Source organism: Cupriavidus sp. SK-4 (genome assembly GCF_000611125.1).
GTDB lineage: Bacteria > Pseudomonadota > Gammaproteobacteria > Burkholderiales > Burkholderiaceae > Cupriavidus > Cupriavidus necator.
Genome location: NZ_JFJW01000038.1, coordinates 12,086 through 37,967 on the forward strand (window position 1 = coordinate 12,086; position 25,882 = coordinate 37,967).

25 protein-coding genes, 2 tRNA genes and 2 pseudogenes are annotated in these 25,882 nt (G+C 63.3%); 7 read left to right on the forward strand and 22 right to left on the reverse strand.

The window, feature by feature from the left end; all coding sequences use genetic code 11:
* The first annotated feature begins 212 nt into the window (after positions 1-212).
* Together CF68_RS08545 and CF68_RS38150 are read left to right on the forward strand one after the other, a co-directional pair.
* Positions 213-482: a BrnT family toxin gene (locus tag CF68_RS08545; protein WP_035817532.1), complete on the forward strand. Its 270-nt coding sequence runs from the start codon at positions 213-215 to the stop codon at positions 480-482.
* A pseudogene (locus CF68_RS38150) lies at positions 466-723 on the forward strand (BrnA antitoxin family protein); the annotation flags it as partial. The gene CF68_RS08545 and the pseudogene CF68_RS38150, both read left to right, overlap by 17 nt.
* Before the next feature lie 565 nt (positions 724-1,288).
* Here the strand turns inward: CF68_RS38150 and CF68_RS08555 are convergent.
* Entirely contained in the window at positions 1,289-1,600 is a 312-nt protein-coding gene (locus CF68_RS08555; RefSeq protein ID WP_035817464.1) for a hypothetical protein, read from the reverse strand.
* Between the two features lie 626 nt (positions 1,601-2,226).
* On the opposite strand from CF68_RS08555, the gene CF68_RS08560 reads away from it, so the two are divergent.
* Positions 2,227-2,517, forward strand: coding sequence for a hypothetical protein (locus tag CF68_RS08560; protein ID WP_035817467.1), 291 nt, complete (start codon positions 2,227-2,229; stop codon positions 2,515-2,517).
* A gap of 194 nt (positions 2,518-2,711) precedes the next feature.
* Here CF68_RS08560 and CF68_RS08565 read toward each other — a convergent pair whose 3' ends face one another.
* Both CF68_RS08565 and CF68_RS37470 read right to left on the reverse strand, forming a co-directional pair.
* Complete coding sequence (locus tag CF68_RS08565) at positions 2,712-3,284, reverse strand: DJ-1/PfpI family protein (protein ID WP_035817469.1); 573 nt, start codon at positions 3,282-3,284, stop codon at positions 2,712-2,714.
* Positions 3,285-5,029: 1,745 nt separating this feature from the next.
* Positions 5,030-5,641: a hypothetical protein gene (locus CF68_RS37470; protein ID WP_051591458.1), complete on the reverse strand. Its 612-nt coding sequence runs from the start codon at positions 5,639-5,641 to the stop codon at positions 5,030-5,032.
* Between the two features lie 886 nt (positions 5,642-6,527).
* Between CF68_RS37470 and CF68_RS36105 the strand changes: the two genes are divergently transcribed.
* A complete protein-coding gene (locus CF68_RS36105; RefSeq protein WP_235205701.1) occupies positions 6,528-6,875 on the forward strand; it encodes an FRG domain-containing protein in 348 nt (115 codons plus the stop codon).
* 99 nt (positions 6,876-6,974) lie between these two features.
* Here the strand turns inward: CF68_RS36105 and CF68_RS08580 are convergent.
* The 13 genes from CF68_RS08580 to CF68_RS08640 form a co-directional block, all read right to left on the reverse strand.
* A tRNA-Pro gene (locus tag CF68_RS08580) sits at positions 6,975-7,051 on the reverse strand.
* Positions 7,052-7,106: 55 nt separating this feature from the next.
* Positions 7,107-7,532 carry a MerR family transcriptional regulator gene (locus CF68_RS08585; protein WP_035817473.1) on the reverse strand — a complete coding sequence of 142 codons (426 nt, stop codon included), beginning with the start codon at positions 7,530-7,532 and terminating at the stop codon, positions 7,107-7,109.
* Positions 7,533-7,648: 116 nt separating this feature from the next.
* Positions 7,649-8,059: an integration host factor subunit alpha gene (locus tag CF68_RS08590; protein ID WP_026200608.1), complete on the reverse strand. Its 411-nt coding sequence runs from the start codon at positions 8,057-8,059 to the stop codon at positions 7,649-7,651.
* A 100-nt stretch (positions 8,060-8,159) separates the two neighbouring features.
* A complete protein-coding gene (gene pheT, locus CF68_RS08595) occupies positions 8,160-10,607 on the reverse strand; it encodes a phenylalanine--tRNA ligase subunit beta (protein ID WP_035817476.1) in 2,448 nt (815 codons plus the stop codon).
* A gap of 57 nt (positions 10,608-10,664) precedes the next feature.
* Positions 10,665-11,696 (reverse strand): phenylalanine--tRNA ligase subunit alpha, encoded by a 1,032-nt coding sequence (gene pheS, locus CF68_RS08600; protein ID WP_010813101.1) that lies wholly within the window; start codon positions 11,694-11,696, stop codon positions 10,665-10,667.
* A 238-nt stretch (positions 11,697-11,934) separates the two neighbouring features.
* Entirely contained in the window at positions 11,935-12,291 is a 357-nt protein-coding gene (gene rplT / locus CF68_RS08605) for a 50S ribosomal protein L20 (protein WP_008650487.1), read from the reverse strand.
* Between the two features lie 28 nt (positions 12,292-12,319).
* Complete coding sequence (gene rpmI / locus CF68_RS08610; protein WP_006575466.1) at positions 12,320-12,517, reverse strand: 50S ribosomal protein L35; 198 nt, start codon at positions 12,515-12,517, stop codon at positions 12,320-12,322.
* A gap of 167 nt (positions 12,518-12,684) precedes the next feature.
* A complete protein-coding gene (gene infC / locus CF68_RS08615; protein WP_078195944.1) occupies positions 12,685-13,206 on the reverse strand; it encodes a translation initiation factor IF-3 in 522 nt (173 codons plus the stop codon).
* 48 nt (positions 13,207-13,254) lie between these two features.
* Positions 13,255-15,162 (reverse strand): threonine--tRNA ligase, encoded by a 1,908-nt coding sequence (gene thrS / locus CF68_RS08620; protein ID WP_035817479.1) that lies wholly within the window; start codon positions 15,160-15,162, stop codon positions 13,255-13,257.
* A 361-nt stretch (positions 15,163-15,523) separates the two neighbouring features.
* Positions 15,524-15,600, reverse strand: a tRNA-Val gene (locus tag CF68_RS08625).
* 21 nt (positions 15,601-15,621) lie between these two features.
* The gene (locus CF68_RS08630) at positions 15,622-17,850 is read right to left on the reverse strand and encodes a bifunctional (p)ppGpp synthetase/guanosine-3',5'-bis(diphosphate) 3'-pyrophosphohydrolase (RefSeq protein WP_035817481.1); all 2,229 of its coding nucleotides are present in this window, start codon (positions 17,848-17,850) and stop codon (positions 15,622-15,624) included.
* A gap of 15 nt (positions 17,851-17,865) precedes the next feature.
* Positions 17,866-18,228 carry a RidA family protein gene (locus tag CF68_RS08635; RefSeq protein WP_035817539.1) on the reverse strand — a complete coding sequence of 121 codons (363 nt, stop codon included), beginning with the start codon at positions 18,226-18,228 and terminating at the stop codon, positions 17,866-17,868.
* Between the two features lie 44 nt (positions 18,229-18,272).
* The gene (locus CF68_RS08640; RefSeq protein ID WP_035817483.1) at positions 18,273-19,154 is read right to left on the reverse strand and encodes an alpha/beta fold hydrolase; all 882 of its coding nucleotides are present in this window, start codon (positions 19,152-19,154) and stop codon (positions 18,273-18,275) included.
* A gap of 186 nt (positions 19,155-19,340) precedes the next feature.
* Between CF68_RS08640 and CF68_RS08645 the strand changes: the two genes are divergently transcribed.
* Both CF68_RS08645 and CF68_RS08650 read left to right on the forward strand, forming a co-directional pair.
* A complete protein-coding gene (locus CF68_RS08645; protein WP_010813107.1) occupies positions 19,341-20,117 on the forward strand; it encodes a 3-hydroxybutyrate dehydrogenase in 777 nt (258 codons plus the stop codon).
* 10 nt (positions 20,118-20,127) lie between these two features.
* Positions 20,128-20,610 carry a DUF411 domain-containing protein gene (locus CF68_RS08650; protein ID WP_035817486.1) on the forward strand — a complete coding sequence of 161 codons (483 nt, stop codon included), beginning with the start codon at positions 20,128-20,130 and terminating at the stop codon, positions 20,608-20,610.
* 68 nt (positions 20,611-20,678) lie between these two features.
* Here CF68_RS08650 and CF68_RS08655 read toward each other — a convergent pair whose 3' ends face one another.
* A complete protein-coding gene (locus CF68_RS08655) occupies positions 20,679-21,317 on the reverse strand; it encodes a CoA transferase subunit B (RefSeq protein ID WP_013956320.1) in 639 nt (212 codons plus the stop codon).
* A gap of 11 nt (positions 21,318-21,328) precedes the next feature.
* Positions 21,329-22,030, reverse strand: a complete 702-nt coding sequence (locus tag CF68_RS08660; protein ID WP_010813110.1) for a CoA transferase subunit A — start codon at positions 22,028-22,030, stop codon at positions 21,329-21,331.
* A gap of 182 nt (positions 22,031-22,212) precedes the next feature.
* Here CF68_RS08660 and CF68_RS08665 point away from each other — a divergent pair, with 182 nt between their 5' ends.
* Positions 22,213-22,758, forward strand: coding sequence for a PAS and helix-turn-helix domain-containing protein (locus tag CF68_RS08665; protein ID WP_010813111.1), 546 nt, complete (start codon positions 22,213-22,215; stop codon positions 22,756-22,758).
* 15 nt (positions 22,759-22,773) lie between these two features.
* On the opposite strand, the gene CF68_RS08670 is transcribed toward CF68_RS08665, so the two are convergent.
* The 4 genes and pseudogenes from CF68_RS08670 to CF68_RS38155 all read right to left on the reverse strand — a co-directional run.
* On the reverse strand, positions 22,774-23,175 hold the full coding sequence (locus CF68_RS08670) for a thioesterase family protein (protein WP_035817489.1): 402 nt from the start codon (positions 23,173-23,175) through the stop codon (positions 22,774-22,776).
* Between the two features lie 52 nt (positions 23,176-23,227).
* Positions 23,228-24,256 carry a DctP family TRAP transporter solute-binding subunit gene (locus tag CF68_RS08675; protein WP_035817492.1) on the reverse strand — a complete coding sequence of 343 codons (1,029 nt, stop codon included), beginning with the start codon at positions 24,254-24,256 and terminating at the stop codon, positions 23,228-23,230.
* 49 nt (positions 24,257-24,305) lie between these two features.
* Positions 24,306-25,610, reverse strand: coding sequence for a TRAP transporter large permease (locus tag CF68_RS08680; protein WP_035817496.1), 1,305 nt, complete (start codon positions 25,608-25,610; stop codon positions 24,306-24,308).
* Positions 25,607-25,882: pseudogene (locus tag CF68_RS38155) on the reverse strand (TRAP transporter small permease); the annotation flags it as partial. The gene CF68_RS08680 and the pseudogene CF68_RS38155, both read right to left, overlap by 4 nt.

Sequence of the window (25,882 nt, forward strand, 5' to 3'; positions counted from 1 at the left end):
CGGCGGGGTGCGGGCGGGCTGGCAAGTACAGCGGCACGAGTCTAAGCCAGGGCCCCAGCGGGCCATGATGGGAGAACCCGGGTATCTCGCCGCTTTTTCTGGAAACGGCCGCGCAGCGCGTATAGCCCAATAGGCACTCAGGATGCGGATCAATATCCTGCAGCACAGATAATCTTGGGCTCACCTATTATTTGCAGCTACAATTATTCCGCATTGACATCACCTTCGACCCCGTCAAGGATGTCAGCAACCAGTCCAAGCACGGTGTTTCACTCGCGCTGGCGGCAAGGTTCGACTGGCCGAACCTGTTGGCAGGGATAGATGACAGGGCCGACTACAGAGAACTCCGCGAGATCGGCTTCGGCGTCATTGATGAGCGCCTCTATTGCGTGGTGTTCACCCAGCGCGGGAATGCAATGCATATCATCAGCCTGCGCAAGGCCAATAAACGCGAGGTACGGAACTATGTCGACCAAGCCTAAGATCGTCATGCCGACCGACGAAGAGGACGCGGCCATCAACCGCGGCATCGCTGCGGATCCGGACACGTACGAGGTGTCGGCGAAAGAGATGCAGGCCATGAAACCGCTCGGCAAGCGCGGCCGTGGTCGGCCCAAGCTCGCCAGCACCAAGGAACTGGTGAGCATTCGCTATGACGCGGATGTACTGGATGCATTCCGCGCCAGTGGGGAAGGTTGGCAGACGTTGATGAACGCAACGCTGAACGTTGCGATTCAACAGGCCATGGACATTACCTACGTTGGGGGGCCACTGCATGGAACCACGGTCCGCGACAACCCCAACACCTTGTCATCCGTACTTACCTATCGCCCGGTAACAGCCTTCGCGAACGACCCTGCGCATCAGGCAACGTATCGTCGGGTAACCCTCGAACGCTCCATTGGAAACAACGTCGAGCGCCGCGAGTTCTTTGTGAGTGACAGTCTCACCGACAGCGAAGCCGATTCCCTCGTCCAGCGAGAAGACCTCTGGCCTATGTCAGAGCCACACCATGCCTGAGTATTGGATGCTGTCCAATAGTGCAGCTTGGCGGGCTCCCCGGAGTCAGCCAGCACCGGCAGCGTCCAAACTCGCTGATGCAATTGGCGACCTGCTGTTCCCGCGCGTCCGAGTGCTTGCGTGCGTTGCGCATATATGGCGCAAGCTCCACAGGAAAAGTAAGAACGACAGCAGCGATCGCTATCGTTGCAACAGGTTAGGTAGAAAGCGGGCCGGCTTTTCGCAGTAACAGCCAGCGCCGCGCATGGCGGGCCGAAAGGTCATGCACTTATCCACGCTTGCATTCGACCTTCTCTTCGTATTCACCGTCGTCCTTCCATTCGCGCTCGATCAGGCAAGGGCCGTCGCGGTACTTCTGCTTCTGCTCATAGCCACGCGGGCCGCCCTTGCATTTGCGCTCTTCCTTGTATTCGCCATCGCGCTTCTGTTCGCGTTCGATTTCACAAGGGCCGCTACGGAATTTCTCTTTGTACTCACCGCCACGATATGCGCTCGGGTAGCCGCGGTCATCGGCGCGTGCGGCAGCCGCGGCCGTCAGCAGGAGGAGCGCAAGGGTAGCCACATAGAGCTTTCGGAACATAAGTGGGGAATCGGTCGGGAGGATGGCAGAGCATAGCAACGGGCATCGGTGACGGCTGTATCAAAGCGTTACCGCACCGGCCGGCCATTTCCACGCGGAAAAAAAACCGCTTGGCTATTCACCAAGCGGGTTTCTGTCTGATCGGGGCGAGAGGATTTGAACCTCCGACCACCTGCACCCCATATATCCACACAACCCAATCAAATCATGTGGTTAGCGCATTTCTTCTAACTTGCTGCGTAAACTTTAAGCACGGTGGCACAAGGCTTTGCGGGAAGTTCTTGGGGCAAGTCAGACAGATCAGGCGCCGTCTTCCCGCGCAGGCTGGGGTGAGGCTATACTGTATATTCATACAGTACCCATACACGCCCCGCCATGTCGCCCGAACCTGCAAACTGCCCCATCTGCGGCGCTGCCGCTGAGCGCATGCGCGCCCCATCTCATGGCTACCTCTACAGGTGCCCAAGTTGTGGCGCCTTTCACATCACCAGCAGCGCGCTGGCCCGTACGAGGGACATTCCGAGTTCTGTCCGGGAGGGTGTCCGGCTACTTCGGGCCTACGGTCACCAGCCTCAGATCGAGGTTTCTCGGGACGGCGTGCGCGTCGTCCCCGGTCGGAGCTGAGCATGGGCAACAGCAAACGCGCGGCAGGCTACCATCTCCCGGCCACAACCCCCGAACCGCTACCCCAGTTCGGCGCGAACGGCATTCTTGCCCAAGTCCAGGGGCACTACATCGCCGCTGGCCTGCAGACGTTGCCTCAGGCCACGCACGACTCGCCCAGCCACCATGAGGTCCTGGTCGAAGCCGGCCATCTCGGCACCGTCCGGCTTTTCATAGAGAAGAAACTGGCCCGCCACAACCGGCACAGCCACTACTACTGGTCCGCCTATCGAGCCGAGCCTGCCGACAAATAGCAGCGCCCCGTTTTGCACCGGTAGCGGTCTGGATTGGCATGCGTGACTGCACGTCCGGCCGTCCCCATGTCAAATTCCGGCCGCCCCTCCCGCCGAAGCCACCCGGCAACACCCTTCAGGCTCTATCTTTAACAACTGCCCTACTTCACCTGAACGGACAACAAAACATGCCGAGAAACATGTTGAAAAACTGTTTAGGCAGACTTGCTGTGCTCGGCAGCGTGCATCGCGAGGTAGGCGTTGAGGTTTTCGTCACATATACCTAAGGTGCGCAAGATTTCGGCCATGAAGCTGACCGGAGCGGTACCGGGAGCTGTGACGACATGCTGATCGGCAACTGCATAAGGGACATCCTGATAGTAAGCGGCTCCACCATAATTCAGTTCCGACAGGTTTTCTGCCGAATTGGACGTATGACGGAGGTTATCGAGCACGCCCGATTGCGCCAACACACGGGTACCGTCGCAAATGCCAGCGACGACGATGTTTCTTTCATGGGCAGCGGCAACTAGCGCTGCGATATTTGGGGCCAGATCGGTTTGCCAGATAGTACCTCCACATACGACTAGCAGGTCAAGCTCATCGAGTAGGATGGCTTCGAGCGCCAAGTGCGGGGTGACGATCATGCCTCCAGAGGAGGTGACTGGAGCGCCATCGGGGGTGGCGAAGCGCGTATCGAAGCCGTAATAGGCACGACCAGTGGAATTTATCAGGGCGGTTTCCCAATCGGAAAAATTCTCGGTGAGAATAGTAATGGCACGTGTCATTGGAGTGTCCTTTTTTATGTTGTTTATGAATGCCTGAGGAATTTTCCTTTCCACAGGAAACCAAAGAGTAATAGACACTACTGTCAGTTTCTGTCAGTAGAGTTTGGCTCCTGTGGAGGGATGTCCTTAACTTCATGCTGCTCTTTGAGAAGAACTTGCTGGCGACGTGGATAGCTTTGGGGCTCAATCCTGTCGACAGGCAGCAAAGGCGCGCCACCTCGCCCCTCCTCGGGGCAGGTCGCGTTTCGGAAGAGCAACGCCCAGCCTATCGCAACACTGAAGGAGCTACTCTTAAAAGTACGCGGCTACCGACTGCTGGCCACCACGGGCAGCGCGCCGCGGCTGAAGTCCCGCAACGGAGCCGACGCAACGACCTGGTTTCCCGAGCTGACGGGATGGCGCCTGGCTCTATTGCCCATTCCCAAGAAAAACAAAGGTTCCGAGCTGCATTTCTTCACCGGGCCTAAGATACCAAGAAGAAATACCAGGAATCTCAGGATTGTATGTAGCACTTTCCCAAACAGGAAGCCTTGTATGCCGAAATTGACAAAACCTCTCCTTTTAACACTGCACAATGGCGGGCAGCGCCGCAACATATATCACAGTGTTATTTTCTTTGACATGATGCTCGTCACAAATTTATGGACGTAATCGCGCTTCAATGGTGCTTTGAGAAGAGGAAACGTCCATGCGCTCAAACGCTGCTAGTTCCTGTGTTGCCTTGCTTATAACTTTGGCCGCGACCAGCGCCGCGGGAAAAGCAAACGCTGCCGCGGCGAGCGCCGGGATGAGGGACTCGGACTCAGGCGCCGCTGTCCCGGTGCTCGATATGAGCCGAACCGCTTCGACAAGCGCGCAAAGCGAGTATCTCTACATGCGTGAGTGCGGAAAGAGGTAAAGGCATTTCCCTCAAAGCACCGCAGCAGCTCTAGGGACGAGGATGCACACCATAAAGGTCGGTACCATCTGATCGTCGCAACTAGGCCACTGATTCCATGGATTGTGAAAGCATCACCACATCAAACAGCGGCAGTCGCTTTGCTACGAGCCCCTGATCATCAGCGGATTCTCGACACGCCGAGGCACTTCCGCGCGGGCTCGGCGCTCTTTTTGGACCTTCATCTTGTGCACCAAGCCAGCTCAAAAAACGGACGCGGCGAACTAATGCCTTTGCTAAAGACTTGGCCCTCCTGCCTCTAGGCATCGTGTGACTGTCGTCACAACCCCGGAAGGCACCAAGGTTCAGAATTAGCCCGTTCGAGATGACCCGTTCGAACACCCTGTTGGAGTCTGACCCCTCTAACAATTTGCGACCACGCCAAGCCCCTGAGGCTTGGCGTTTTTTTTCGAAGCTGAGTTCTGCTGGCAAGCGGCCACCGCCGCCTCCTGTCGGGTGTCGTATCCTTTCCGCTGCTCCATCTCTACCAGCGGCGCCTTGGCCCTTCATGCAGATGTCGGCGCCCGGCTCCACCGGTCACGCGCCAGTGCTGGCGACTCCGTCTCCTGCACGAGTCGACCTTCCCAGCGAGGAGTAAATCGCAACTTGTGATTGCCATCACCACCGCCGGAGCCGCCAACGAGCAGAATCGCCTCGTCAGGGACCCCGCTAGCGATCTGACCCGTTCGAGATTGACCCCTCGGCGGATTTCCCTTAGAACGCCAAGTCCCCGCTTGGCGTTTTTTTTGGGGCTAGTCATTGCCCGATGCGACCACCGCCTGCGCCCTCACCCGCTCCTCTAGCGCCCTCAACTGCGCGGCTGTTTCGTGATAGGCGCCGTAGTTGTCGGCGACGGTGGTGGCAACGTCTTGAGCTGGGGCGGCGGGCGCATCAGCAACTCCGGCGGGTTCGGGAAGCTCGCCCCGCGCGGCGGCGTCGTGGAGCACCCTGAAACCACCAGGCATAGGGCAAGAATCAGACTCGGCACCATCCTTGGTGATGGCCGCGTCCAGACGCCATAGCAGCGCTGTTGGCAGGCCCCCGCGTAGTCGCCTGCAAGCAACCGCTTCCGCATCGACGAGCCGGACCAGTTGCCGATGCCGAACTGCCCAACGAAATCAACGTACAGGTCAAACCCCTCCTGGTGGAGCCGGACACCGGGCAGGCTGGCCACGAACCGCCGCTCGTCGACCACCATCAGGTTGCGCGCCAGGATTGCCCCGCGCTCGCGCGTGATCGGCGGATCTGACATCCGAACCGGCCGGCCGTCCTCGTAGCGGGTCGAGCCATGCCCGATCGTGAGCACGTCGCCCCTGGTCGGAATCACCGGCCGCTCAGTGAAGCCCTCGGAGGCCTGCCAGGCGGTAAAGCCGACTGCCGACATCGTGAGCGGCGCGACCGCGATGCGCAGCTGACTCATGGCAGGCACCCTGCAGTTCGCGCATTTTCGCAGCGTGCTCCTCGGCTTCGCGCTGATCTTTCCGCCGCGTGTACCAAGCGTTCAGTCCGAACGTTAGTAGCGCAGTAAATATGCCGATGATGATGCCGATATCGGTCAGAGTAAGTGACGACAGGATCGACACGACTGCGCCGGCGTAGCTGCTGGCCTCAACGGGATTGGTTTGTCGCACGTTGTATCCCCGGAAGCAAAAAAGCCCGCTCGCGGCGGGCAACAAAAAACCCGCGTTCAGCGGGTTGTCTAGAGAGAGATGTGCCGATTGTCGGAAGACACTTGGCTCAGTACTTTTTTGAGGATTCCAAATTGTTCTCAACCAAAATGCATTTACACTTTCCCGTATTACAAAAAATTACAAACCGGGTACGACGAAGGATGAAGGGCAAGCCCCCCGCGACTGCCACGGTCGTGTTGAGAAAGGACTCAGGCTGGGTCGTCGAACGTGGCGTAGGCAAATACACGATCGTCTTCCATCATCAGTATCGAAGCGCTGCGGAGGCAATGGAGGCTGCTCTCGCTTTGTTCCCTGGCGAGCCAGTCGAAGTTCTGAGCCCTGGTTCTGCCCGGAAGCGCCCTAGAAGCACGACAAAAATGCGAAGCGCAAGGCGATTCGCTTGAGGATTGCGCGGCAAGTCAGGACGGTAGCCAGTAGCGACTGCACCGGCCAGCCGTTATCCATCTCTGTACAGGAATGGCCGCTCAAACGTCCCTCGCTATTGGGATGAGACCATATCGAGCTTCAGGCTGCATGCGGAAGCAGTCCTAGACCAGGAAGGAGATCGACACTACGAAGCCCAATGGCCTGTCTTGGCTTCTCGCACTCGCGCAACACCACGGACTTCCTACGTCCTTGCTTGGCTGGACGCATTCGCCCTACGTGGCGGCGTTCTTCGCGATGGCAGATGCACTTGAACGGAAAAACTCCCGCCCAAGTGTCAAGTACGTGCGAATCTACGGCCTCACCCAGGAGTTTTTTCGAGATCACTCCGCGGAGCTGATCAACTTTCCGGCTCTTGAGCCGTACGTCTCATGCACGGGCGTTTCGCCCCGAGGAAATCCTCGACTCTACGCACAGCAAGGCCTCTTTTTGGTTACAAGCGTTGGGAATCTTGAAGCCTTTATCTGTAGCCGAGAACAGGAGCACGGACAGTCGTACCTCACGCAAAATCATGCCAATCGGTGTGCGACGTTACAGTAACAGTCCGATATTAGAAATCTTCTAATACGAAGAGCTCGCGCGCTACCCTGCGCGGAAAATAAAAAACCCGCTTGGCTATTCACCAAGCGGGTTTCTGTCTGGTCGGGGCGAGAGGATTTGAACCTCCGACCACCTGCACCCCATGCAGGTACGCTACCAGGCTGCGCTACGCCCCGAAGCAAAAGATTATAACAGAAGCATTTCCCGTATGACTAGCTCCCGACGTCGAAATTATCCGTGCTTCGCGATCTCCCGCAGTTGCGCGAGCAGGTGCTGCACTTCGACCAGTTCATTGCGCAGGCCGCCGATGTCGACCGACAATGCCACCGCATTTTCTTCGCCAGCCTCTGCGGCCTCAGGCGCTGCCGCTGCCCCACTGTGATGACGGCCTTCATCGAGGCGGTTGCGCGCGCCGTTGATGGTGAAGCCCTGTTCGTAGAGCAGTTCGCGGATGCGGCGGATCAGCAGGACTTCATGGTGCTGGTAGTAGCGGCGATTGCCGCGGCGCTTGACGGGCTTGAGTTGCGTGAACTCCTGCTCCCAATAGCGCAGGACGTGCGGCTTGACGGCGCAAAGCTCGCTCACCTCACCGATGGTGAAGTAGCGCTTGGCCGGAATCGGCGGCAACGCGATGCGATCGCTGGATTTGTCCGACATGTGGTGTGTAGACGAGCGTCAGGCCATGCCGGCCATGCGGTTGGCGCGCACCAGGTGCGCGCCCAGAAGCATACCGATGCCGGCTTCGGGAAGCAATCCGCCGTTCGGGTGACGCGTCAGCCGGCGATGCCCGCGCGTTCTTCCACCAGGCCCTTGAGCTTCTGGCTGGCGTGGAACGTGACCACGCGGCGCGCGGTGATTGGAATGACTTCGCCGGTCTTGGGATTGCGGCCGGGCCGCTGCGGCTTGTCGCGCAACTGGAAGTTGCCGAAGCCGGACAGCTTGACGCTGTCGCCCTGCTCCAGCGCTTCGCGGATGACGTCGAAGAAGGCTTCGACCATGTCCTTCGATTCGCGCTTGTTCAGGCCGACCTGGTCGAACAGCATCTCGGCGAGTTCGGCCTTGGTCAGCGTGGGAACTTCGGTCGCGCGCGCATCCGGCATAGCGTCGTCAAGGGAGGAAGCCTGCCGGTCGCTCATCTCACCCAGTGCTGCAGCGGTCATGGAATTCGCGTCTCGATCATTCATGTCGATCGCTCAAGTGTGTGTCTGGCGATCCGCCCGGGGCAAGCCCGGGCGCCCTTGTTTATCGTGTGTCCGTCGCGTACTTGTCGCGTACTGGGATGGCTTAGCCGCGCAGCCGGGCCTGGAAGGCCTCTGTCAGCGCGTCGACCATGCAGCGCACTGCGCTGTCGACGGTTTCGTCCTGGAGGGTCGACCCAGTATCTTGCAAGGTCACCCGGAACGCAAGGCTTTTCTCGTCCGCGCCAATGGCAGCGGAAGCGCCCTTGGGACGGAACTCGTCGAACAGCACCAGGCTCTGGCAGTAGCGGCCGTAGCCCTGCTTTTCCAGTGCCGCGCGCATGGCGTCGAGCAGGTCCTGCACGCGCACCGATTGCTTCACGACCACGGCCAGGTCGCGCACGGCGGCCGGGAACTTGGAGATCTCGGTGTACACCGGCAGGCCGGTGTCGCGCAGCGTGTCAAGCGCCAGTTCGAACACGACCGGGGCGTGCGTCAGCTCGTATTCCTGCAGCCAGCGCGGATGCAGCTCGCCAACCACGCCCACCGCCTTGCCGTCGAGCAGCACGCGCGCGGCGCGGCCCGGATGCAGCGCGGGGTGCGACACCGGCTCGAAACGCGGCACGTGCGGATGGAACAGTGCCTCGACATCGCCCTTGATGTCGAAGAAGTCGACGTTGCGCGTGGGGATGCCCCACTGCTCTTCGAACACCGGGCCGTAGGCGATGCCCGCGGCCATCATCGGCTGATCGTAGCCGGCCACCGTCAGGCCGCCGTCCTTCACGCTGTCGTCACGATGGAACACGCGGCCCACCTCGAACAGGCGCACGCGCGCGGCCTTGCGGTTCAGGTTGTAGCGCACCTTGTCGACCAGGCCGCCGATCAGCGTCGAGCGCATCACCGCCAACTGGCTGGCGATCGGGTTCAGCAGGCGGATCGGGTTGTCGTTGGCGGCGAAGTCGCGCTCCCACTTCTCTTCGACGAAGGCGAAGTTGATGACTTCCTGGTAGTCGCGCGCGGCCACGGCATGGCGCACCACGTGGGTGGAGCGGCGGGCCTCGTTGGTCGGGCGCATCTCGCTTTCGGCGATCGGCGGACGGGCTGGGATGCGCTCGAAACCATAGATGCGGGCGACTTCCTCGATCAGGTCTTCCTCGATCTCGATATCGAAGCGGTAGCTCGGCGGCGTGACTTCAAACACCTCGCCCTCGGCGCCCTGGGTGCGCGCGAACGGCAGCTGCAGGCGCTGGAATACATCGGCAATGGCCGCGGGCGACAGCTCGATTCCCAGCACGCGCTCGGCGCGCGCCACGCGCAGGCTGACCGGCTTGCGCTGCGGCAGGTTGACCACGTGGTCGTCCACCGGGCCGGCCTGGCCGCCGCAGATCTCGAGGATCAGCGCGGTGATGCGCTCGATATGCTCAACCGTGGTGGTGTAGTCAACGCCGCGCTCGAAGCGGTGTCCGGCGTCGGTCGAGAAATTGTAGCGGCGGCCACGGCCCTGGATCGCAGCGGGCCACCAGAATGCGGCCTCGAGATAGATGTCCGTGGTATCCAGCGTCACGGCGGTGCTGTCGCCGCCCATGATGCCGGCCAGGCTTTCGATCTCCTTGTCATCGGCGATCACGCCGACCTGCTCGTCGACCTCGATGGTGTTGCCGTTGAGCAGCTTGATCTGCTCGCCCTTGCGGCCCCAGCGCACGTCCAGGCCGCCGTGGATCTTGTTCAGGTCGAACACGTGCGAGGGACGACCCAGTTCCAGCATGACGTAGTTCGAGATATCGACCAGTGCGGAAACACTGCGCTGGCCCGAGCGCTCCAGGCGCTGCACCATCCATGCCGGTGTGGCCGCGCGCGCATTGACGCCGCGGATCACGCGGCCGGAGAAGCGGCCGCACAGGTCCGGCGCCGATACCTTGACCGGCAGCTTGTCCTGGATCGTCACTGCCACCGGCTTCATCTCGGGCAGCGTCAGCGCGGCGCCGGTCAGTGCCGACACTTCGCGCGCCACGCCGTGGATCGACAGGCAGTCGGCCTTGTTCGGCGTCAGCTTGATGACAAAGACCTGGTCATCCAGGTCGAGGTATTGGCGGATGTTCTGGCCGACCGGCGCGTCATCCGGTAGCACCAGCAGGCCACCGTGTTCTTCCGACAGCTTCAGTTCGCGTGCCGAGCACAGCATACCGTAGCTGTCCACGCCGCGCAGCTTGCCGACCTTGATTTCAAACGGCTGGCCGCCGTCCTCGGACGGGGGCAGCACGGCGCCAACCAGTGCGCACGGCACCAGGATGCCCGGCTTGACGTTGGGTGCGCCGCAGACGATCTGCAGGGGCTCGCCGGTGCCGGCATCGACCTGGCACACGTTGAGGCGGTCGGCGTTGGGATGGCGCTCGGTCGACAGCACGCGCGCGACCACCACCTTGTCGAACGGCGGCGCGACCGAGCCCACCTCTTCCACTTCCAGGCCGGCCATGGTCAGCGTGTGCGACAGCGCGTCGGTGGAGATCTTTTCAGGGTTGGCGAAGGTGCGAAGCCAGGATTCCGAGAATTGCATGGCGCTTCTGATCCGGTAAGTATTCTGTGTGATCGTTGACGAGGAGACGGCGGCGCGTCAGGCGAACTGGCGCAGGAAGCGCACGTCGCCCTCGAAGAACAGGCGCAGGTCGTTGATGCCATAGCGCAGCATGGTCAGGCGCTCCAGGCCGGAGCCGAACGCAAAACCGATATAGCGCTCGGGATCGAGGCCCATATTGCGCAGCACGTTCGGATGCACCTGGCCCGAACCGGAGATCTCCAGCCACTTGCCATTGCCGAAGGCCATGTCGATCTCTGCCGACGGCTCGGTGAATGGGAAGTACGACGGGCGGAAGCGCACCTGGATGTCATCGCGCTCGAAGAACTTGCGCAGGAAGTCGGTGTACACGCCCTTCAGGTCGGCAAAGCTGACATCCTCGCCGATCCACAGGCCTTCGACCTGGTTGAACATCGGCGAGTGCGTGGCGTCGCTGTCGACACGGTAGGTGCGGCCCGGGCAGATCACCTTGATCGGCGGCATCGCCTTGCCGGCGTACTTCTCGACATGCATCTTGGCGTAGCGGACCTGCATCGGGCTGGTATGCGTGCGCAGGAGCAACAGCTTGTCTTCGCTGTCGCGGCCATCCACGTAGAACGTGTCCTGCATCGAACGCGCCGGATGGTTGTCCGGATTGTTCAGCGCGGTGAAGTTCATCCAGTCGGTCTCGATCTCGGGGCCGTCGGCCACATCGAAACCGATCGAGCCGAAGATCTGCTCGACGCGCTCCCACGTGCGCATCACCGGGTGCAGGCTGCCGCGGCTGACCGCACGGCCAGGCAGCGTGACGTCGATGGCCTCGGCGGCCAGGCGCGCGTTCATCAGCGCATCGGCCAGTGCCTGGCGGCGTGCCTGCAGTGCAGCTTCAACCTGCTGCTTGATCTGGTTGATGCGGGCGCCTTCCGTCTTGCGGGTTTCCGGGTCGAGCTTGCCGAGGCCCTTGAGCAGTTCGGTCAGCGCGCCGGTCTTGCCCAGGAAGCGGGCCTTTTCGTTTTCCAGCGTGGCGTTGTCGTTGGCAGCAGCGAAGGCGGCCTGGGCATCGGCGACAATTTGATCCAGATCCTGAGACATGGCGGCGGTCGTGGGATTTTTGGCGTCGGGCCGGTATGCACCGGTCCGACGTGGGTTGGCACTACGTGCGGTGTTCGTTTCGAATGCGGTCTCGGCAACCGGATTGCGGCAACTGAAACGGCATTCGAAATAAAAACGGGGCTCGGTGAGGAGCCCCGTTTCAGCAGACCTTGCGGTCAGCGGTCGACCTTGCGGTCGGTGCTTGCCCGGCAGCGCTTACGCGCTACCGCAGCCGGCATCAGGCAACGGTGGCTTTCACCTGGTTGACGATGGCGGCAAAGGCAGGCTTGTCGTGAATAGCCATGTCCGACAGCACCTTGCGGTCCAGTTCAATCGAGGCCTTCTTCAGACCGTTCATGAACACGCTGTAGGTCATGCCATGCTCACGCGTCGCGGCATTGATACGCGCAATCCACAGGGCGCGGAACACGCGCTTCTTGTTGCGGCGATCGCGGTATGCGTACTGGCCAGCACGCATGACCGCCTGCTTGGCGATGCGATAGACATTATTGCGACGGCCGCGGTAACCCTTGGCAGCATCGATGACTTTCTTGTGACGGGCCCGTGCAGTGACCCCACGCTTTACTCGAGGCATGTAATTCTCCTTTCGTTTTCGTCAGGGGTTATGCGTAAGGCATCATCGCGCGCACCGACTTCAGGTTCGTCTCATGGACGTCCTGAGTACCGCGCAGTTGACGCTTGTTCTTGGTGGTCTTCTTGGTCAGGATGTGACGCTTGAAGGCCTGGCCACGCTTGAACGAACCGTTCGGACGTGCAGTAAAGCGCTTGGAGGCGCTTTTCTTCGTCTTCATCTTCGGCATGAAAAACTCCAGCTCATATGACATGCATGCAGGTGGACGGCTCACGCCGACGCTTGCAAGACCCGCATCCACTTGTTGTTGCACAGCAGCCCTTGCGGACCGCGCGCGACTTCCGCACGAAGCAACGCCGGGATGCCTGGCATCCCGGCCGCTGCACCGCGCAGGAATTACTTCTTCTTCTTGGGGGCGAGCACCATCACCATCTGGCGCCCTTCCATCTTCGGCATCTGCTCGACCTGGCCGATTTCTTCCAGGTCCGCCTTCAGGCGTTCGAGCATGCGCGCGCCGATTTCCTGGTGCGCCATCTCGCGACCACGGAACCGCAGCGTGATCTTGGTCTTGTCGCCGTCTTCCAGGAAGCGCTTCAGGTTGCGCAGCTTGACGTTGTAGTCGCCATCATCCGTACCCGGCCGGAACTTGACTTCCTTGACCTGGATGATTTTCTGCTTCAGCTTCGCCTCGTGGGCGCGCTTGGCTTCCTCGTACTTGAACTTCCCGTAATCCATGATCCGGGCGACGGGCGGAACCGCGTTCGGCGCGATCTCGACCAGGTCCAAGTCCTTATCTTCAGCCAGCCGGAGCGCGTCCATGAACTTGACGATGCCGAGCTGTTCGTTATCAACCCCTACCAGGCGCAGCTCAGGCGCGCTGATTTCCCGGTTGATGCGATGACCTTTGTCCGTAGCGATGTTGCGTTACCTCAAGAAGACAAAAAAACAAGCCGTGCTCACCACCCATCAGGCTTTGCTGGCAACGTCGTTTTGCAGACGCTCAACAAACGCGGAGACGGGCATCACACCCAGATCCACGTTGCCACGGGCACGCACGGCCACTTGACTGGCATCCCGCTCCTTGTCGCCCACTACCAGCAGGTAGGGAACCTTTTGAAGCGAATGCTCGCGGATTTTATACGTAATTTTCTCATTACGCAAATCAGCCTTGGCCCTAAACCCTTGTTTTTGCAGCAATTGCACGACGCTTTCGGCGTATTCCGCCTGCGAATCCGCAATATTCATGACCACCACCTGCTCCGGGGCCAGCCAAGCCGGCAGGGCACCGGCATGGTTTTCCAGCAGGATGCCCAGGAAACGCTCGAACGAACCCAGGATGGCACGGTGAAGCATCACCGGGCGCTTGCGCGAGTTGTCCTCGGAGACGTATTCGGCATCCAGGCGCTCCGGCAGCACCAGGTCAAGCTGCAGCGTGCCGCACTGCCACGAGCGGCCGATCGCGTCCTTGATGTGGTACTCGACCTTGGGGCCGTAGAAAGCGCCTTCACCCGGCAGCTCTTCCCAATCCACGCCGCAGGCGCGCAGCGCCAGTCGCAGGCCCTCTTCGGCGTGATCCCATACCTCGTCGGAGCCGGCCCGCTGGTCCGGGCGCAGCGACAGCTTGACCTTCACATCCTTGAAGCCGAAGTCGTCGTAGACCGAGAAAGCCAGTTCGTTGAAGGCCTTGGCCTCCGCCACGATCTGCTCTTCCGTGCAGAAGATGTGCGCATCATCCTGCACAAAGCCGCGCACACGCATCAGCCCGTGCAGCGCGCCCGACGGCTCGTTGCGGTGGCAGGCACCGAACTCGGCCAGGCGCAGCGGCAGGTCGCGGTACGAACGCAGGCCGTGGTTGAAGATCTGCACATGGCCCGGGCAGTTCATCGGCTTGATCGCGTAGTCGCGCTTCTCCGACTCCGTGACGAACATGTTCTCCTTGTAGTTCTGCCAGTGGCCGGATTTTTCCCAAAGCGAACGATCCATCACCTGCGGCGTACGGACTTCATCGTAGCCCGCGTCCGTCAGGCGGCCGCGCATGTATTGCTCGACGGCCTGCCACACCTGCCACCCCTTCGGGTGCCAGAACACCATGCCGGGCGCCTCTTCCTGCAGGTGGAACAGGTCGAGCGTCTTGCCGAGCTTGCGGTGGTCGCGCTTCTCAGCCTCTTCCAGCATGTGCAGGTAGGCTTCCTGGTCTTCCTTCTTGGCCCAGGCCGTGCCGTAGATGCGCTGGAGCATCTCGTTGTTGGCATCGCCGCGCCAGTAGGCGCCGGCCACCTTCATCAGCTTGAAGACCTTCAGCTTGCCCGTGGACGGCACGTGCGGGCCGCGGCACAGGTCGACGAAGCTGCCTTCGCGGTACAGGCCGATTTCCTGGTCGGAGGGGATCGAGGCAATGATCTCGGCCTTGTACTTCTCGCCCATCGACTCGAACAGCGCCACCGCTTCGTCGCGGTTCCATACTTCGCGCACGACCCTCTCGTCCTTGCGGGCGAGTTCCGTCATCTTCTTTTCGATGGCGGCCAGGTCTTCGGGCGTGAAGGGACGCTTGTAGGCAAAGTCGTAGTAGAAGCCGTTTTCGATCACCGGCCCGATCGTCACCTGCGCTTCCGGATAGAGCTCCTTGACGGCATAGGCCAGCAAGTGCGCCGTGGAGTGGCGGATCACATCGACGCCATCGGCGTCCTTGTCCGTGACGATGGCCAGCTCGGCATCGCGGTCGATCTTGTAGCTCGTGTCGACCAGTTGGCCGTCCACCTTGCCGGCCAGCGCGGCCTTGGCCAGGCCGGCACCGATGCTCTGCGCCACTTCGGCAACCGTCACCGGGTCGGGAAACTCGCGGCGGGACCCATCCGGCAGCGTGATTGCGATCATTTCGACTCTCCAGGATTCCGCCGGCGGCGTCTTGCGCTTCGCCTGAGCGGATCAAACTGCATCTTGTGGCACCGGCCCGGCATGCCTGCGGGACCGGCGATTTATTCTTTGCTGCCCTGCCCTGCCGCACCCGAAACGCGGCAGCTTATCAGGGCGCTGACAGGCGACAGACGAAAAAAAACGCGGCCAAGGCCGCGTTTCTCTTTGTCAAACCCGATCCAACCGGGTCGAAGGCGCACCTCGACTACTGTCGCTTGCCAGCGGTAGTAGTTCGCGGTGTCATAACCATGATGCCCTTCCGTTCCGTATGGGGTTGAATCGGACTTGCCGTACTTCTTTTTACTGCTTTACTGCAATTCGTTGGTAGGCTCGATTGGACTCGAACCAACGACCCCCACCATGTCAAGGTGGTGCTCTAACCAGCTGAGCTACGAGCCTAGCGAAGCCGCAAGTATAGCATCACTTTCTTTTCGCCTGCAACACCCCCTGGACGTCTTCGATCAACTGCAGCGCGCGCTGCAGCTGCGTGGCCTCGGACACTTCCGCAGTGAACTGCATGCGCGCCACGCCCTTGCTGGAGAGCGTCTTGACGCCGGTGACGTTGATCTTCTCGCGCGACAGCACTTCGGAGATATCGCGCAGCAGCCCCTGGCGATCGATCGCCTCGACATGGATGTCGACCGGGTAGACCGCGGCGTGGCTCTTCTGGCCCCACTCGGTCTGGATCACCCGCTCCGGCGCGCGCCCGGCCAGTTGCTGGAAGGTGTGGCAGCTGCGCCGGTGGATCGACACCCCGCGCCCGCGCGTGACAAAGCCGACGATGTCGTCCGGCGGCGCCGGCTTGCAGCAGCGCGACATCTGCGTCATCAGCGAATCCACCCCCACCACCAGCACGCCGCTCTTGGCGCCGCGCGCCACGCTGGTGGCGCGGCTCTTCTTGGTGACAGCGTCTTCCTCGCTCAGCGGCGCCTGGACCTCACCCTCCGGGTGTCGCAGCGCGTGCTCCACGTGGCGCAGGCTGAACTCATCCTTGGCCACTGCCGCAAACAGATCCTCCGGCGTCTTGAAGCCCAGCCGCGTGGCCAGGTCTTCCAGCTTGACCGCGGTCTTGCCTTCGCGCTGCAGCGTCTTGTCGATCAGCACGCGGCCCTGGGCGATGGTCTCCTGCGAATCTAGCGCATTGAACCAGGCCCGCACCTTGGCCCGCGCGCGGCTGCTGGCCAGGTAGCCCAGGTCTGCGTTAAGCCAGTCGCGCGACGGGCCGCCCTGCTTGACCGCGATGATCTCCACGGTCTGGCCGTTCTTCAGCGGCGTGTTCAGCGGCACCATGGTGCCGTCCACGCGCGCGCCGCGGCAGCGGTGGCCGAGGTCGCTGTGCAGGTAGTAGGCAAAGTCCACCGCGGTGGCGCCCTGCGGCAGCGCCACCACGCGCGCCTGCGGCGTCAGCACGTAGATGTGGTCGTCGATCGCGGCGTGCTTGATCTGCTCCCACGATTCGTCGTGCGCCACGCTGTGGTCGGCATCGTCCTTCCACGCCAGCAGCTGGCGCAGCCAGGCTATCTTCTCGTCATAGCGCTCGCTGGCGGAGAACTGCCCGGCATAGCCGCGGCTGCCCGCCTCCTTGTAGCGCCAGTGCGCGGCCACGCCGTATTCGGCAAAGTGGTGCATCTCATGCGTGCGGATCTGCACCTCGAAGGCGCGCCCGTCATCGCCGATCACCACCGTATGCAGCGACTTGTAGCCATTGGCCTTGGGCCGCGAGATGTAGTCGTCGAACTCGCGCGGGATCGGCTGCCAGATATGGTGGACGATACCCAGCACCGTGTAGCAGTCCTTGATATCGTCGACGATCACGCGGAAGGCGCGCACATCGTACAGGTCGGCAAAATCCAGCTCCTTGCCGCGCATCTTCTTCCAGATGCTGTAGATATGCTTGGGCCGCCCGCTGACCTCGGCACGGATGCCGGCGGTCGCCAGCTCGGACTGCAGCCGTTCGATGGCGCTGCCGATATAGCCTTCGCGCTCGATGCGCTTTTCATCCAGCAGTTTGGCGATGCGCTTGTAGGTATCGGGCTGCTCGAAGCGGAACGCCAGGTCCTCCAGCTCCCACTTCATCTGCCAGATGCCGAGGCGGTTGGCCAGCGGCGCGTAGATGTCCAGCGTTTCGCGCGCCACGCCGGGCAGCGGCGCCTGCTTGGTCTCGGCCAGCCAGCGCAGGGTCTGCAGCCGCGAGGCCAGGCGCACCAGCACCACGCGGATGTCCTGCGCGAACGCCAGCAGCATCTTGCGCAGCGCCTCGACCTGCTCGTGGCGCGCCTGCGCCTCGTTCTTGGACGGCGCGGCCGGCTCGGCCTCGGGGCGGCTGCCGGCGATGGCGCCGATGCGCAGCAGCTGCCGCACACCGTCGACCAGCCGTGCCACCTCGTCGCCAAAGCGCGGTGCGATCTCGGCCTCGGTGCCGGGCACGAAGGCCACCAGCCCGAACAGGCAGGCGGCGGCGCGCGCGGCGTCGTCGACGCGCAGGCCGTCGAGGATGCGCAGCATGCCTTGCGCGTGCGACAGCACGGTCTCGCCGGTGGGCAGCGCGACCTCGGCACCATGCTCGCGCACGTAGGCCAGTGCGCGTTCGACCAGTTCGGCATCCGGAATGCCCGCGACCCGACCGGTCAGGTCGGTGGACGTCACCATGTCACAACGCCTGCATCAGTTGAGTGCAGCGGTCACCACCACTTCGATCAGGTAATCGGGATTGGCCAGGCGGGCTTCGACGGTGGCGCGCGGGGGCGTGTTGCCTTGCGGCACCCAGGCGTCCCAGACCTCGTTCATCTCGCCGATCTGGTCGACATTGGCCAGGAAGATCTGGCACGACAGGATGCGGGTCTTGTCGCTGCCGGCCTCGGCCAGCAGCCGGTCGATATGGCCGAGGACCTCGCGCGTCTGGCCGCGGATATCGGCCTTGGGATCGACCTCGGGCACCTGGCCGGCGAGGTACACCACGCCGTTATAGACCGCGTATTCGGACAACCGCTTGCCCACGTGGGCGCGCTTCAGTTCAAGGTTACTCATGACAATGCGTTGACTGATAAAAACAAGGCCGGCATGCGATGCCATCAGGCCCCGGCAAAGAACTGCCGGGCGATTGCAATCTGCGCCGGATCGACAAAGGTCGGGGCATGGCCCACGTCGGGCACTTCCACCGAGCTCACATGCTTGCCGCGTGCCACCATTTCGGCCACGGTCTCGCGCAGCAGCAGGTCCGACTGCGCGCCGCGCACCACCAGCACCGGGCCTTCGATGGCCTCGAAGCTGCGCCAGAGCGCGGCCTCGCCGGCGGCAATGGCCTCGGGCGTGGACTTGCGGAACGGCACCGCCAGCTGCGGATCGTAATGCAAGCCCCATTCCAGGCCGTCGGTGCCCTGCACCGGCTTCAGGATGGCGGCGTTGAGCTCGCGCCACTGCTCGGGCGCATGGCGGCCGAACGATGCGCTGATGGTCTGCAGGTAGGCCAGGCCTTCCTCGAAGGTCTTGAAGCGCACCGGCAGCCCCAGGTAGGCGCCGATCCGTTCCACCGCCGACGGCGCCAGCTTCGGGCCCACGTCGTTGAGTAGCAGCTTGCGCACCGGCGACTTCGGCAGCCCGGCCAGGCCCATGCCGATCAGCCCGCCCATCGAGGTGCCGAACCAGTCCACCTTGTCCACGTTGAGCCGCGCAATCAGCGTGACCATGTCGGACACGTACTGCGGCACCACGTAGCCGTTGGCATCGGCCAGCCATTCCGAGCGGCCGCGCCCGGCCACATCGGGGCAGACCACGCGGTAGTCGCCGCACAGCGCGCTGGCGACGGTGTCGAAGTCGCGGCCGGTGCGCGTCAGCCCATGCGCGCACACCAGCACGCGCGGATTGGCGGGGTCGCCCCACTCGTGGTAGGCCATGCGGTGCAGGCCCGCCGGACTGATGCACTGGACAAAACCGAGACGCGGACTGGCAGACATCTGGACTCCCTGACGAACCGGACCGCGGACCGCAAAAAGACGGCGCTGCCGGAGGTTGAGCAAAGCTGGATTGTACGCCGCAGCGGGTACAATGCCACAGCACAGTGTCAGCGCACCGCCACGGCGCGCTCCGCCAACCCTGTGGCATCCCTTCTGTGGCATCCCATTCTCTCGACGGAGGCTTACATGCTCAACGGCAAGACCGCACTGGTGACTGGCTCGACCAGCGGCATCGGGCTCGGCATCGCGAAAGCGCTGGCGGCCCAGGGCGCCAACATCATCGTCAACGGCTTTGGTGACGCGGACGCCGCAAAGGCAGAAATCGCGCAGGCCGGCCAGGGAATCCGGGTCGGCTACCACGGCGCCGACATGAGCAAGGCGGCCGAGATCGAAGACATGATGCGCTACGCGCAGTCCGACTTCGGCGGCGCCGACATCCTGGTCAACAACGCCGGCATCCAGCACGTGGCCGCCATCGAGGATTTCCCGCCTGAGCGCTGGGACGCGATCATCGCCATCAACCTGACCTCGGCCTTCCACACCACGCGCCTGGCACTGCCCGGCATGAAGCAGAAGGACTGGGGCCGCATCATCAATGTTGCCTCCACCCACGGGCTGGTGGCCTCGGCGCAGAAGTCCGCCTACGTGGCGGCCAAGCACGGCATCGTCGGCTTCACCAAGGTGACCGCGCTGGAAACCGCGCAGACCGGCGTCACCGCCAACGCGATCTGCCCGGGCTGGGTGCTGACGCCACTGGTGCAGAAGCAGGTCGAAGCCCGCGCGCAGAAAGAAGGCATTCCGGTGGAACAGGCCAAGCGCGAGCTGGTGCTGGAGAAACAACCCTCGGGACAGTTTGTCACGCCCGATGAGCTGGGCGCGCTGGCCGTGTTCCTGTCGTCCGAAGCGGCCCGCCAGGTCCGCGGCGCGATCTGGAACATGGACGGTGGCTGGGTGGCGCAGTAAGGAGCAAGCGATGCAACGACGCAGCTTCCTGCGCGCGCTGGCGCTGGGCGCGGTCTCGGCCGGGGCGCTGGCACCGGTGGCCGGCGCGCTGGCGCAAGCCGCCAAGCGGCTTGCCATCGATGTCTACAAGAGCCCGCTTTGCGGCTGCTGCGAGGATTGGGTCAAGCACCTGCGCAGCAACGGCTTCACCGTGACGGTGCATGATGTCGAGGACACCGGCGTGTACCGCAAGCGCTTCGGCATGCCGGAACGCTTTGGCTCCTGCCACACCGGGTATATCGGCGGCTACGCCATCGAGGGCCACGTGCCGGCGGCGGATATCCGCAAGCTGCTGGCCGCAAAACCCAAGGCCGTCGGCCTGGCCGTGCCGGGCATGCCGGTCGGCTCGCCCGGCATGGAACAGGGCCCGCGCAAGGACCCGTTCGACGTGCTGATCGTAAAAGCGGACGGCGCCGCTTCGGTGTTCGCCAGCTACAACAAGCAGGCAGGCTGACCGCCGTACCCATGAAAAAGGCCCCGCGGGTTCGCACCGGCGGGGCCTTTTTCCTTTCCGGAGGTCGCTTACAGCAGCGGCGCGCCGGTCTTGGCCTGGATTTCCTCGCGGCTGACGCCCGGGGCGGTTTCCACCAGCTTCAGGCCGGCCTCGGTCACGTCGATCACGCCCAGGTCCGTAATGATGCGGTTGACCACGCCCACGCCGGTCAGCGGCAGGTTGCAGTCCTTCAGGATCTTGATGTCCTCGGTGCCGTCCTTCTTCTTGGCGGTGTGTTCCATCAGCACCACCACGCGGCCGACGCCGGCCACCAGGTCCATCGCGCCGCCCATGCCCTTGACCATCTTGCCCGGGATCATCCAGTTGGCCAGGTCGCCCTTCTCGCTGACCTGCATCGCACCCAGGATCGCCAGGTTGATGTGGCCGCCGCGGATCATCCCGAACGAGTCGGCCGAAGAAAAGATCGACGAGCCCGGCAGCGTCGTCACGGTCTGCTTGCCGGCGTTGATCATGTCGGCGTCGACTTCGTCCTCGGTCGGGAACGGGCCGATGCCCAGCAGGCCGTTCTCGGACTGCAGCCACACTTCCATGCCTTCCGGCACCCAGTTGGCCACCAGCGTCGGCAGGCCGATGCCCAGGTTGACGTAGAAACCGTCCTGCAGCTCGGTCGCGGCGCGCGCGGCCATTTCGTCACGTGTCCATGCCATGATGCGTCTCCTTAGCTGGCCGCGCGCACGGTGCGCTGCTCGATGCGTTTCTCGGGGGTGGTGTTCAGCACCAGGCGCTTCACGAAGATGCCGGCCAGGTGGATTTCATCCGGGTCCAGCTCGCCGGTCTCGACGATATGCTCGACCTCGGCGATGGTGACCTTGCCCGCCATGGCGCACATCGGGTTGAAGTTGCGCGCGGTGCGGCGGAACACCAGGTTGCCGGCCTTGTCGGCCTTGTATGCCTTGACCAGCGCCACGTCGGCGGTCAGCGAACGCTCCATCACGTACTGCTGGCCGTCGAATTCGCGGATCTCCTTGCCTTCGGCGACGATGGTGCCGACACCGGTCTTGGTGAAGAAGGCCGGGATGCCCGAGCCGCCGGCGCGCAGCTTCTCGGCCAGCGTGCCTTGCGGCGTGAATTCCAACTCAAGTTCGCCCGCCAGGTACTGGCGCTCGAACTCCTTGTTCTCGCCCACGTAGGACGAGATCATCTTCCTGATCTGGCGCGTGGCCAGCAGCAGGCCCAGGCCGAAGCCATCGACGCCGGCGTTGTTGGAGATGCAGGTCAGCTGCTTGGCGCCGCTGTCGCGCAGCGCGGCAATCAGCGCCTCGGGGATGCCGCACAGGCCGAAACCGCCAACGGCGATCGTCTGGCCGTCGCGGACGACGCCTGCAAGCGCTTCTGCGGCGCTGGCGTAGACCTTGTTCATGCTTCGCTCCTTCCTCGGTAGTTCCCTGTCGCTCTTCCCGCCACCGGGTTGTGCGGCGGGCGACGCAGGGAAATTGTAACGGTACAATCGGCAACAGGCGGGCGACAGTCGCCGCAACTCGTCCGACCGACAGCATACGCAAGCGCAGCCGGCTACGCCATTACGTAAAAATACATAAGCAGATGCCCGCAATCGACTACCAGACCGCCTTCCAGCTCGCCCCCGTGGGCCTGGTGCTGTCACGCGAACGCGTGATCGAGGACTGCAACGAGGAGGTCTGCCGCATTTTCGGCACCACGCGCGAAGCGCTGCTGGGCCAGTCCTTCCAGGTGCTTTACCCCACCGCCGACGAGTTCGAGCGCACCGGCGCGCGCATCGCGCCGATCATGGGCAAGCGCGGCATGTACTCGGACGAGCGCATCATGAAGCGCGCCGGCGGGGAATTGTTCTGGTGCCATGTCACCGGGCGCGCGCTGGACCGCACGCAACCGCTGGGCGCCGGGATCTGGACTTTCGAGGACCTGTCGCAGAAGCGCCAGGTCACGGCCGAGCTGACCGCGCGCGAACGCGAGATCGCGGCGCAGCTGGTGGAGGGGAAGACCAGCAAGCAGATCGGCAAGCTGCTGGCGATCAGCCCGCGCACGGTGGATATTTATCGGGCGCGGTTGATGAAGAAGTACGGGGCCAGTACCTCGGTGGACCTGGTGCAGCGGCTGGTCAACCACTGAGCCCCGTGGCGGGCGTCAGCCCTCGATGATCGCGCGGATCTCGGCCGGCACCGGCACCGACTTCTCCAGCGTGTAGTCGCACCACACCACCTTGGCCCCGCCCTCGGCCCAGACCACGTCGGGCAGGTCGGTGCGGCGGATCTCCATGCGGGTTTCGAAGCTGGTGCGGCCGAGCTGGCCGGCGTAAACGCGGCACTCGATGTCGCCCGGGTAGCGCAGCTGCTTCAGGAAGGTCATATGCGCATTGATGATGACCGGGCCCTGCCCGCCCGCGTCCTTGCCGCCGCGGCCCAGCGACGCGAACCACTCGATGCGCGCCTGCTCCAGGTACTGGAAGTAGACGGTGTTGTTGACATGGCCCATGGCATCCATGTCGCCCCAGCGGATCGGCATGACCACCGTATAGACGTGCTTCATCACAGCCTCCAAGAGAACAGGCCCGCCAAGTCTGGTGGGCCCTCTGCGTGCCTTAGCGCTTGGCGATCGCGCCTTCGGCCTTGGTCACCAGGTCGGCGCCGATCTGCTTCTTCCACTTGTCGTAGACCTTGGCGGTGGCCTTGCGGAAGGCGTCATGCTCGGCCGGCGTCAGGTGCGTGACCTTGACGCCGTGCGCCTCCATGTCCTTCCAGGCCGGCGCGCCCGGCTCGGCCAGGCCCTTGCGGGCCAGCGCGATTTCCTGCTTGCCGGCGTCGATGGCGGCCTGCTTCACGATCTCGCGGTCGGCCGGGGTCCAGCTTTCCCAGATTTGCTTGTTGACCACGAAGATCAGCGGGTCAGCCACGTAGCCCCAGGTGGTGACGAACTTCTGGCCCACCGTGTACAGCTTGGCGGCGGCGAACACCGACTGCGGGTTCTCCTGCCCGTCGACCGCGCCCGAGGCCATCGCCGGCTGCGCATCGGCCCAGCTCATCTGGGTCGGGTTGGCGCCCAGCGCGTTGAAGGTCTCGATGTACAGCGGCGAACCGACCACGCGCAGCTTCATGCCCTTGAGGTCTTCCGGCTTGCGGACCTCGCGCTTGGAGTTGGACACTTCGCGGAAGCCATTCTCGCCCCAGGCCAGCGGCACCACGCCGGCCTTTTCCAGCGTGGTGAAGAGCGACTTGCCGACTTCACCCTGCGTGAGCGCGTCCAGCGCCTTGTAGTCGGGCATCAGGAACGGCAGCGAGAACAGGTTCAGTTCCCTGACCTGCGGCGACCAGTTGATGGTCGAGCCCACCGCCATGTCGATCACGCCCTGGCGGATCGCCGAGAATTCGCGGGTCTGGTCGCCGGCCACCAGCGAGGTGCCCGGGTACAGCTTGATATTGATGCGGCCGTTGGTGCGCTGCTTGACCAGGTCGGCCCAGATCTCGCCGCCCTTGCCCCACGGGAAGGCCGGGCCGAGCACCAGCGACATCTTGTACTCGGACTTGTAGGTCTGGGCCATTGCGCCGGCGGGGGCGAAGGCGGAAGCGGCAATGGCGGCAGCCGTTGCGAGCATCAGGGCACGACGTTTCATTTCATCTCCTCTCGGGAAAGCGTCAATTCTTGTTGGTGAATGCGGAACATCAGTAGCCGAGGTACTCAGGCAGCCAGGTCGCCAGCGGCGGATAGGCCAGCACCATCAGCATGGCGACAAACATCGCCAGCAGCATCCAGATCACCCAGGGCACGGTCTCTTCCATGCGCACCCGGGCAATCCGGCACGACACCATCAGGTTCACGGCCAGCGGCGGCGTGAACTGGCCCAGCGCCACCTTCAGCGTCAGCACCACGCCGAACCACACCGGGTTCCAGTGGAAGGCATTGACAATAGGCAGCAGCAGCGGCACGAAGATCAGGAAGATCGAGATACCGTCCAGGAACATGCCGACCGTCATCAGCAGCAGCACGATCAGCGCCAGCACGCCGTACTCGCCCAGCCCGGAATTGGCGATGGCATGCGCGAGCGGGTCGATCACGCCCAGCGTCGACAGCGCATAGGCAAAGATGCCGGCCAGCGCCACCACCAGCAGGATCACCGCCGAGGTCTCGGCCGCCTCCTGGAAGATGGTGAACAGGTCGCGCATGCCGATGCTGCGGTACACCACCATGCCGACGAACAGGCCGTAGACCACCGCCACCACGGCGGCTTCGGTCGGCGTGAACCAACCGGCGCGCATGCCGCCCAGGATCAGGAACGGCGCCACCAGCCCCCACGCGGCCTCGCGCAGGCTCTTCCAGAACGGCGGGCGCGGCAGCGCGGCCTCGATCGCGCCCATGTTGTGCCTGCGCGCCAGCCACACCGCCGGAACGATCAGCGCCACGCCGGCCAGGATGCCGGGGATCATGCCCGCGGCGAACAAGGCCGGCACCGATGCACCAGGCACCAGCACGCTGTAGATGATCAGGGCCACCGACGGCGGGATCAGGATGTCGGTCGCGGCTGCCGCGCCAACCACCGCTGCGCTGTACGAGCCCGGATAGCCGGCGCGCGACATCGCCGCGATCATCACGCCCCCCACCGCGGCCGCGTTGGCCGGGCCGGAGCCTGAAATGCCGCCGAGGAACATCGCCACCAGGATCGCCACCAGCGGCAGCATGCCCGGGCCGCGGCCAACGATGGCGATGGCAAAGGTCACCAGCCGCTGCGCCACGCCCGAGCGGTCGAAGATCGACCCCACCAGCACGAACATCGGGATCGCCAGCAGCGGATACTTGGCCAGCCCCGCATAGAAGTTCTGCGGTACGGCCAGCAGGCCGAACATCTGGGTGTCGAGATTGGACAGGCCGATCGCGACCAGGCCACCCAGGCCCAGCGACACGCCGATGGGCACGCCCAGCAGCATCAGGCCGATAAAGACCACGAACAGGGTGATGGCGACGAACGTCATTGCGCCTTCTCCGTCGTGGTGGCCTTGCCTTCATGCAGCGCCTTGAGCGCGCGCACGTTGCGCAGCACCAGCCCCAGCGCGCGCAGCGCGATGCCGGCCGACAGCACCGGCAGCCAGATCGAGTACCACCAGCTCGGCACGCCGATGCCCGGCGAGGTCTCGCCGAAGGTGTACTCATCCCAGGTAATGCGTGCGCCCAGCACCGCCAGCGCGATGAACATCACCGCCACCGCCAGCGCCGACAGGATCGCCAGGCGGCGCTGGCGGGGCGC

Coding starts and splice junctions, on each gene's coding strand:
- pheT (WP_035817476.1), bottom strand. CDS start 10,607: ATGCAATTCTCGGAATCCTGGCTTCGCACCTTCGCCAACCCTGAAAAG.
- pheS (WP_010813101.1), bottom strand. CDS start 11,696: ATGTCTCAGGATCTGGATCAAATTGTCGCCGATGCCCAGGCCGCCTTC.
- CF68_RS08555 (WP_035817464.1), bottom strand. CDS start 1,600: ATGTTCCGAAAGCTCTATGTGGCTACCCTTGCGCTCCTCCTGCTGACG.
- CF68_RS08645 (WP_010813107.1), top strand. CDS start 19,341: ATGCTCAACGGCAAGACCGCACTGGTGACTGGCTCGACCAGCGGCATC.
- CF68_RS08660 (WP_010813110.1), bottom strand. CDS start 22,030: ATGAACAAGGTCTACGCCAGCGCCGCAGAAGCGCTTGCAGGCGTCGTC.
- CF68_RS37470 (WP_051591458.1), bottom strand. CDS start 5,641: ATGAGTCAGCTGCGCATCGCGGTCGCGCCGCTCACGATGTCGGCAGTC.
- CF68_RS08670 (WP_035817489.1), bottom strand. CDS start 23,175: ATGAAGCACGTCTATACGGTGGTCATGCCGATCCGCTGGGGCGACATG.
- CF68_RS08650 (WP_035817486.1), top strand. CDS start 20,128: ATGCAACGACGCAGCTTCCTGCGCGCGCTGGCGCTGGGCGCGGTCTCG.
- CF68_RS08585 (WP_035817473.1), bottom strand. CDS start 7,532: ATGTCGGACAAATCCAGCGATCGCATCGCGTTGCCGCCGATTCCGGCC.
- CF68_RS08675 (WP_035817492.1), bottom strand. CDS start 24,256: ATGAAACGTCGTGCCCTGATGCTCGCAACGGCTGCCGCCATTGCCGCT.
- rpmI (WP_006575466.1), bottom strand. CDS start 12,517: ATGCCGAAGATGAAGACGAAGAAAAGCGCCTCCAAGCGCTTTACTGCA.
- CF68_RS08565 (WP_035817469.1), bottom strand. CDS start 3,284: ATGACACGTGCCATTACTATTCTCACCGAGAATTTTTCCGATTGGGAA.
- CF68_RS08630 (WP_035817481.1), bottom strand. CDS start 17,850: ATGGTGACGTCCACCGACCTGACCGGTCGGGTCGCGGGCATTCCGGAT.
- CF68_RS08635 (WP_035817539.1), bottom strand. CDS start 18,228: ATGAGTAACCTTGAACTGAAGCGCGCCCACGTGGGCAAGCGGTTGTCC.
- thrS (WP_035817479.1), bottom strand. CDS start 15,162: ATGATCGCAATCACGCTGCCGGATGGGTCCCGCCGCGAGTTTCCCGAC.
- CF68_RS08665 (WP_010813111.1), top strand. CDS start 22,213: ATGCCCGCAATCGACTACCAGACCGCCTTCCAGCTCGCCCCCGTGGGC.
- CF68_RS08560 (WP_035817467.1), top strand. CDS start 2,227: ATGGGCAACAGCAAACGCGCGGCAGGCTACCATCTCCCGGCCACAACC.
- CF68_RS08680 (WP_035817496.1), bottom strand. CDS start 25,610: ATGACGTTCGTCGCCATCACCCTGTTCGTGGTCTTTATCGGCCTGATG.
- CF68_RS08640 (WP_035817483.1), bottom strand. CDS start 19,154: ATGTCTGCCAGTCCGCGTCTCGGTTTTGTCCAGTGCATCAGTCCGGCG.
- CF68_RS08590 (WP_026200608.1), bottom strand. CDS start 8,059: ATGAATGATCGAGACGCGAATTCCATGACCGCTGCAGCACTGGGTGAG.
- rplT (WP_008650487.1), bottom strand. CDS start 12,291: ATGCCTCGAGTAAAGCGTGGGGTCACTGCACGGGCCCGTCACAAGAAA.
- CF68_RS08655 (WP_013956320.1), bottom strand. CDS start 21,317: ATGGCATGGACACGTGACGAAATGGCCGCGCGCGCCGCGACCGAGCTG.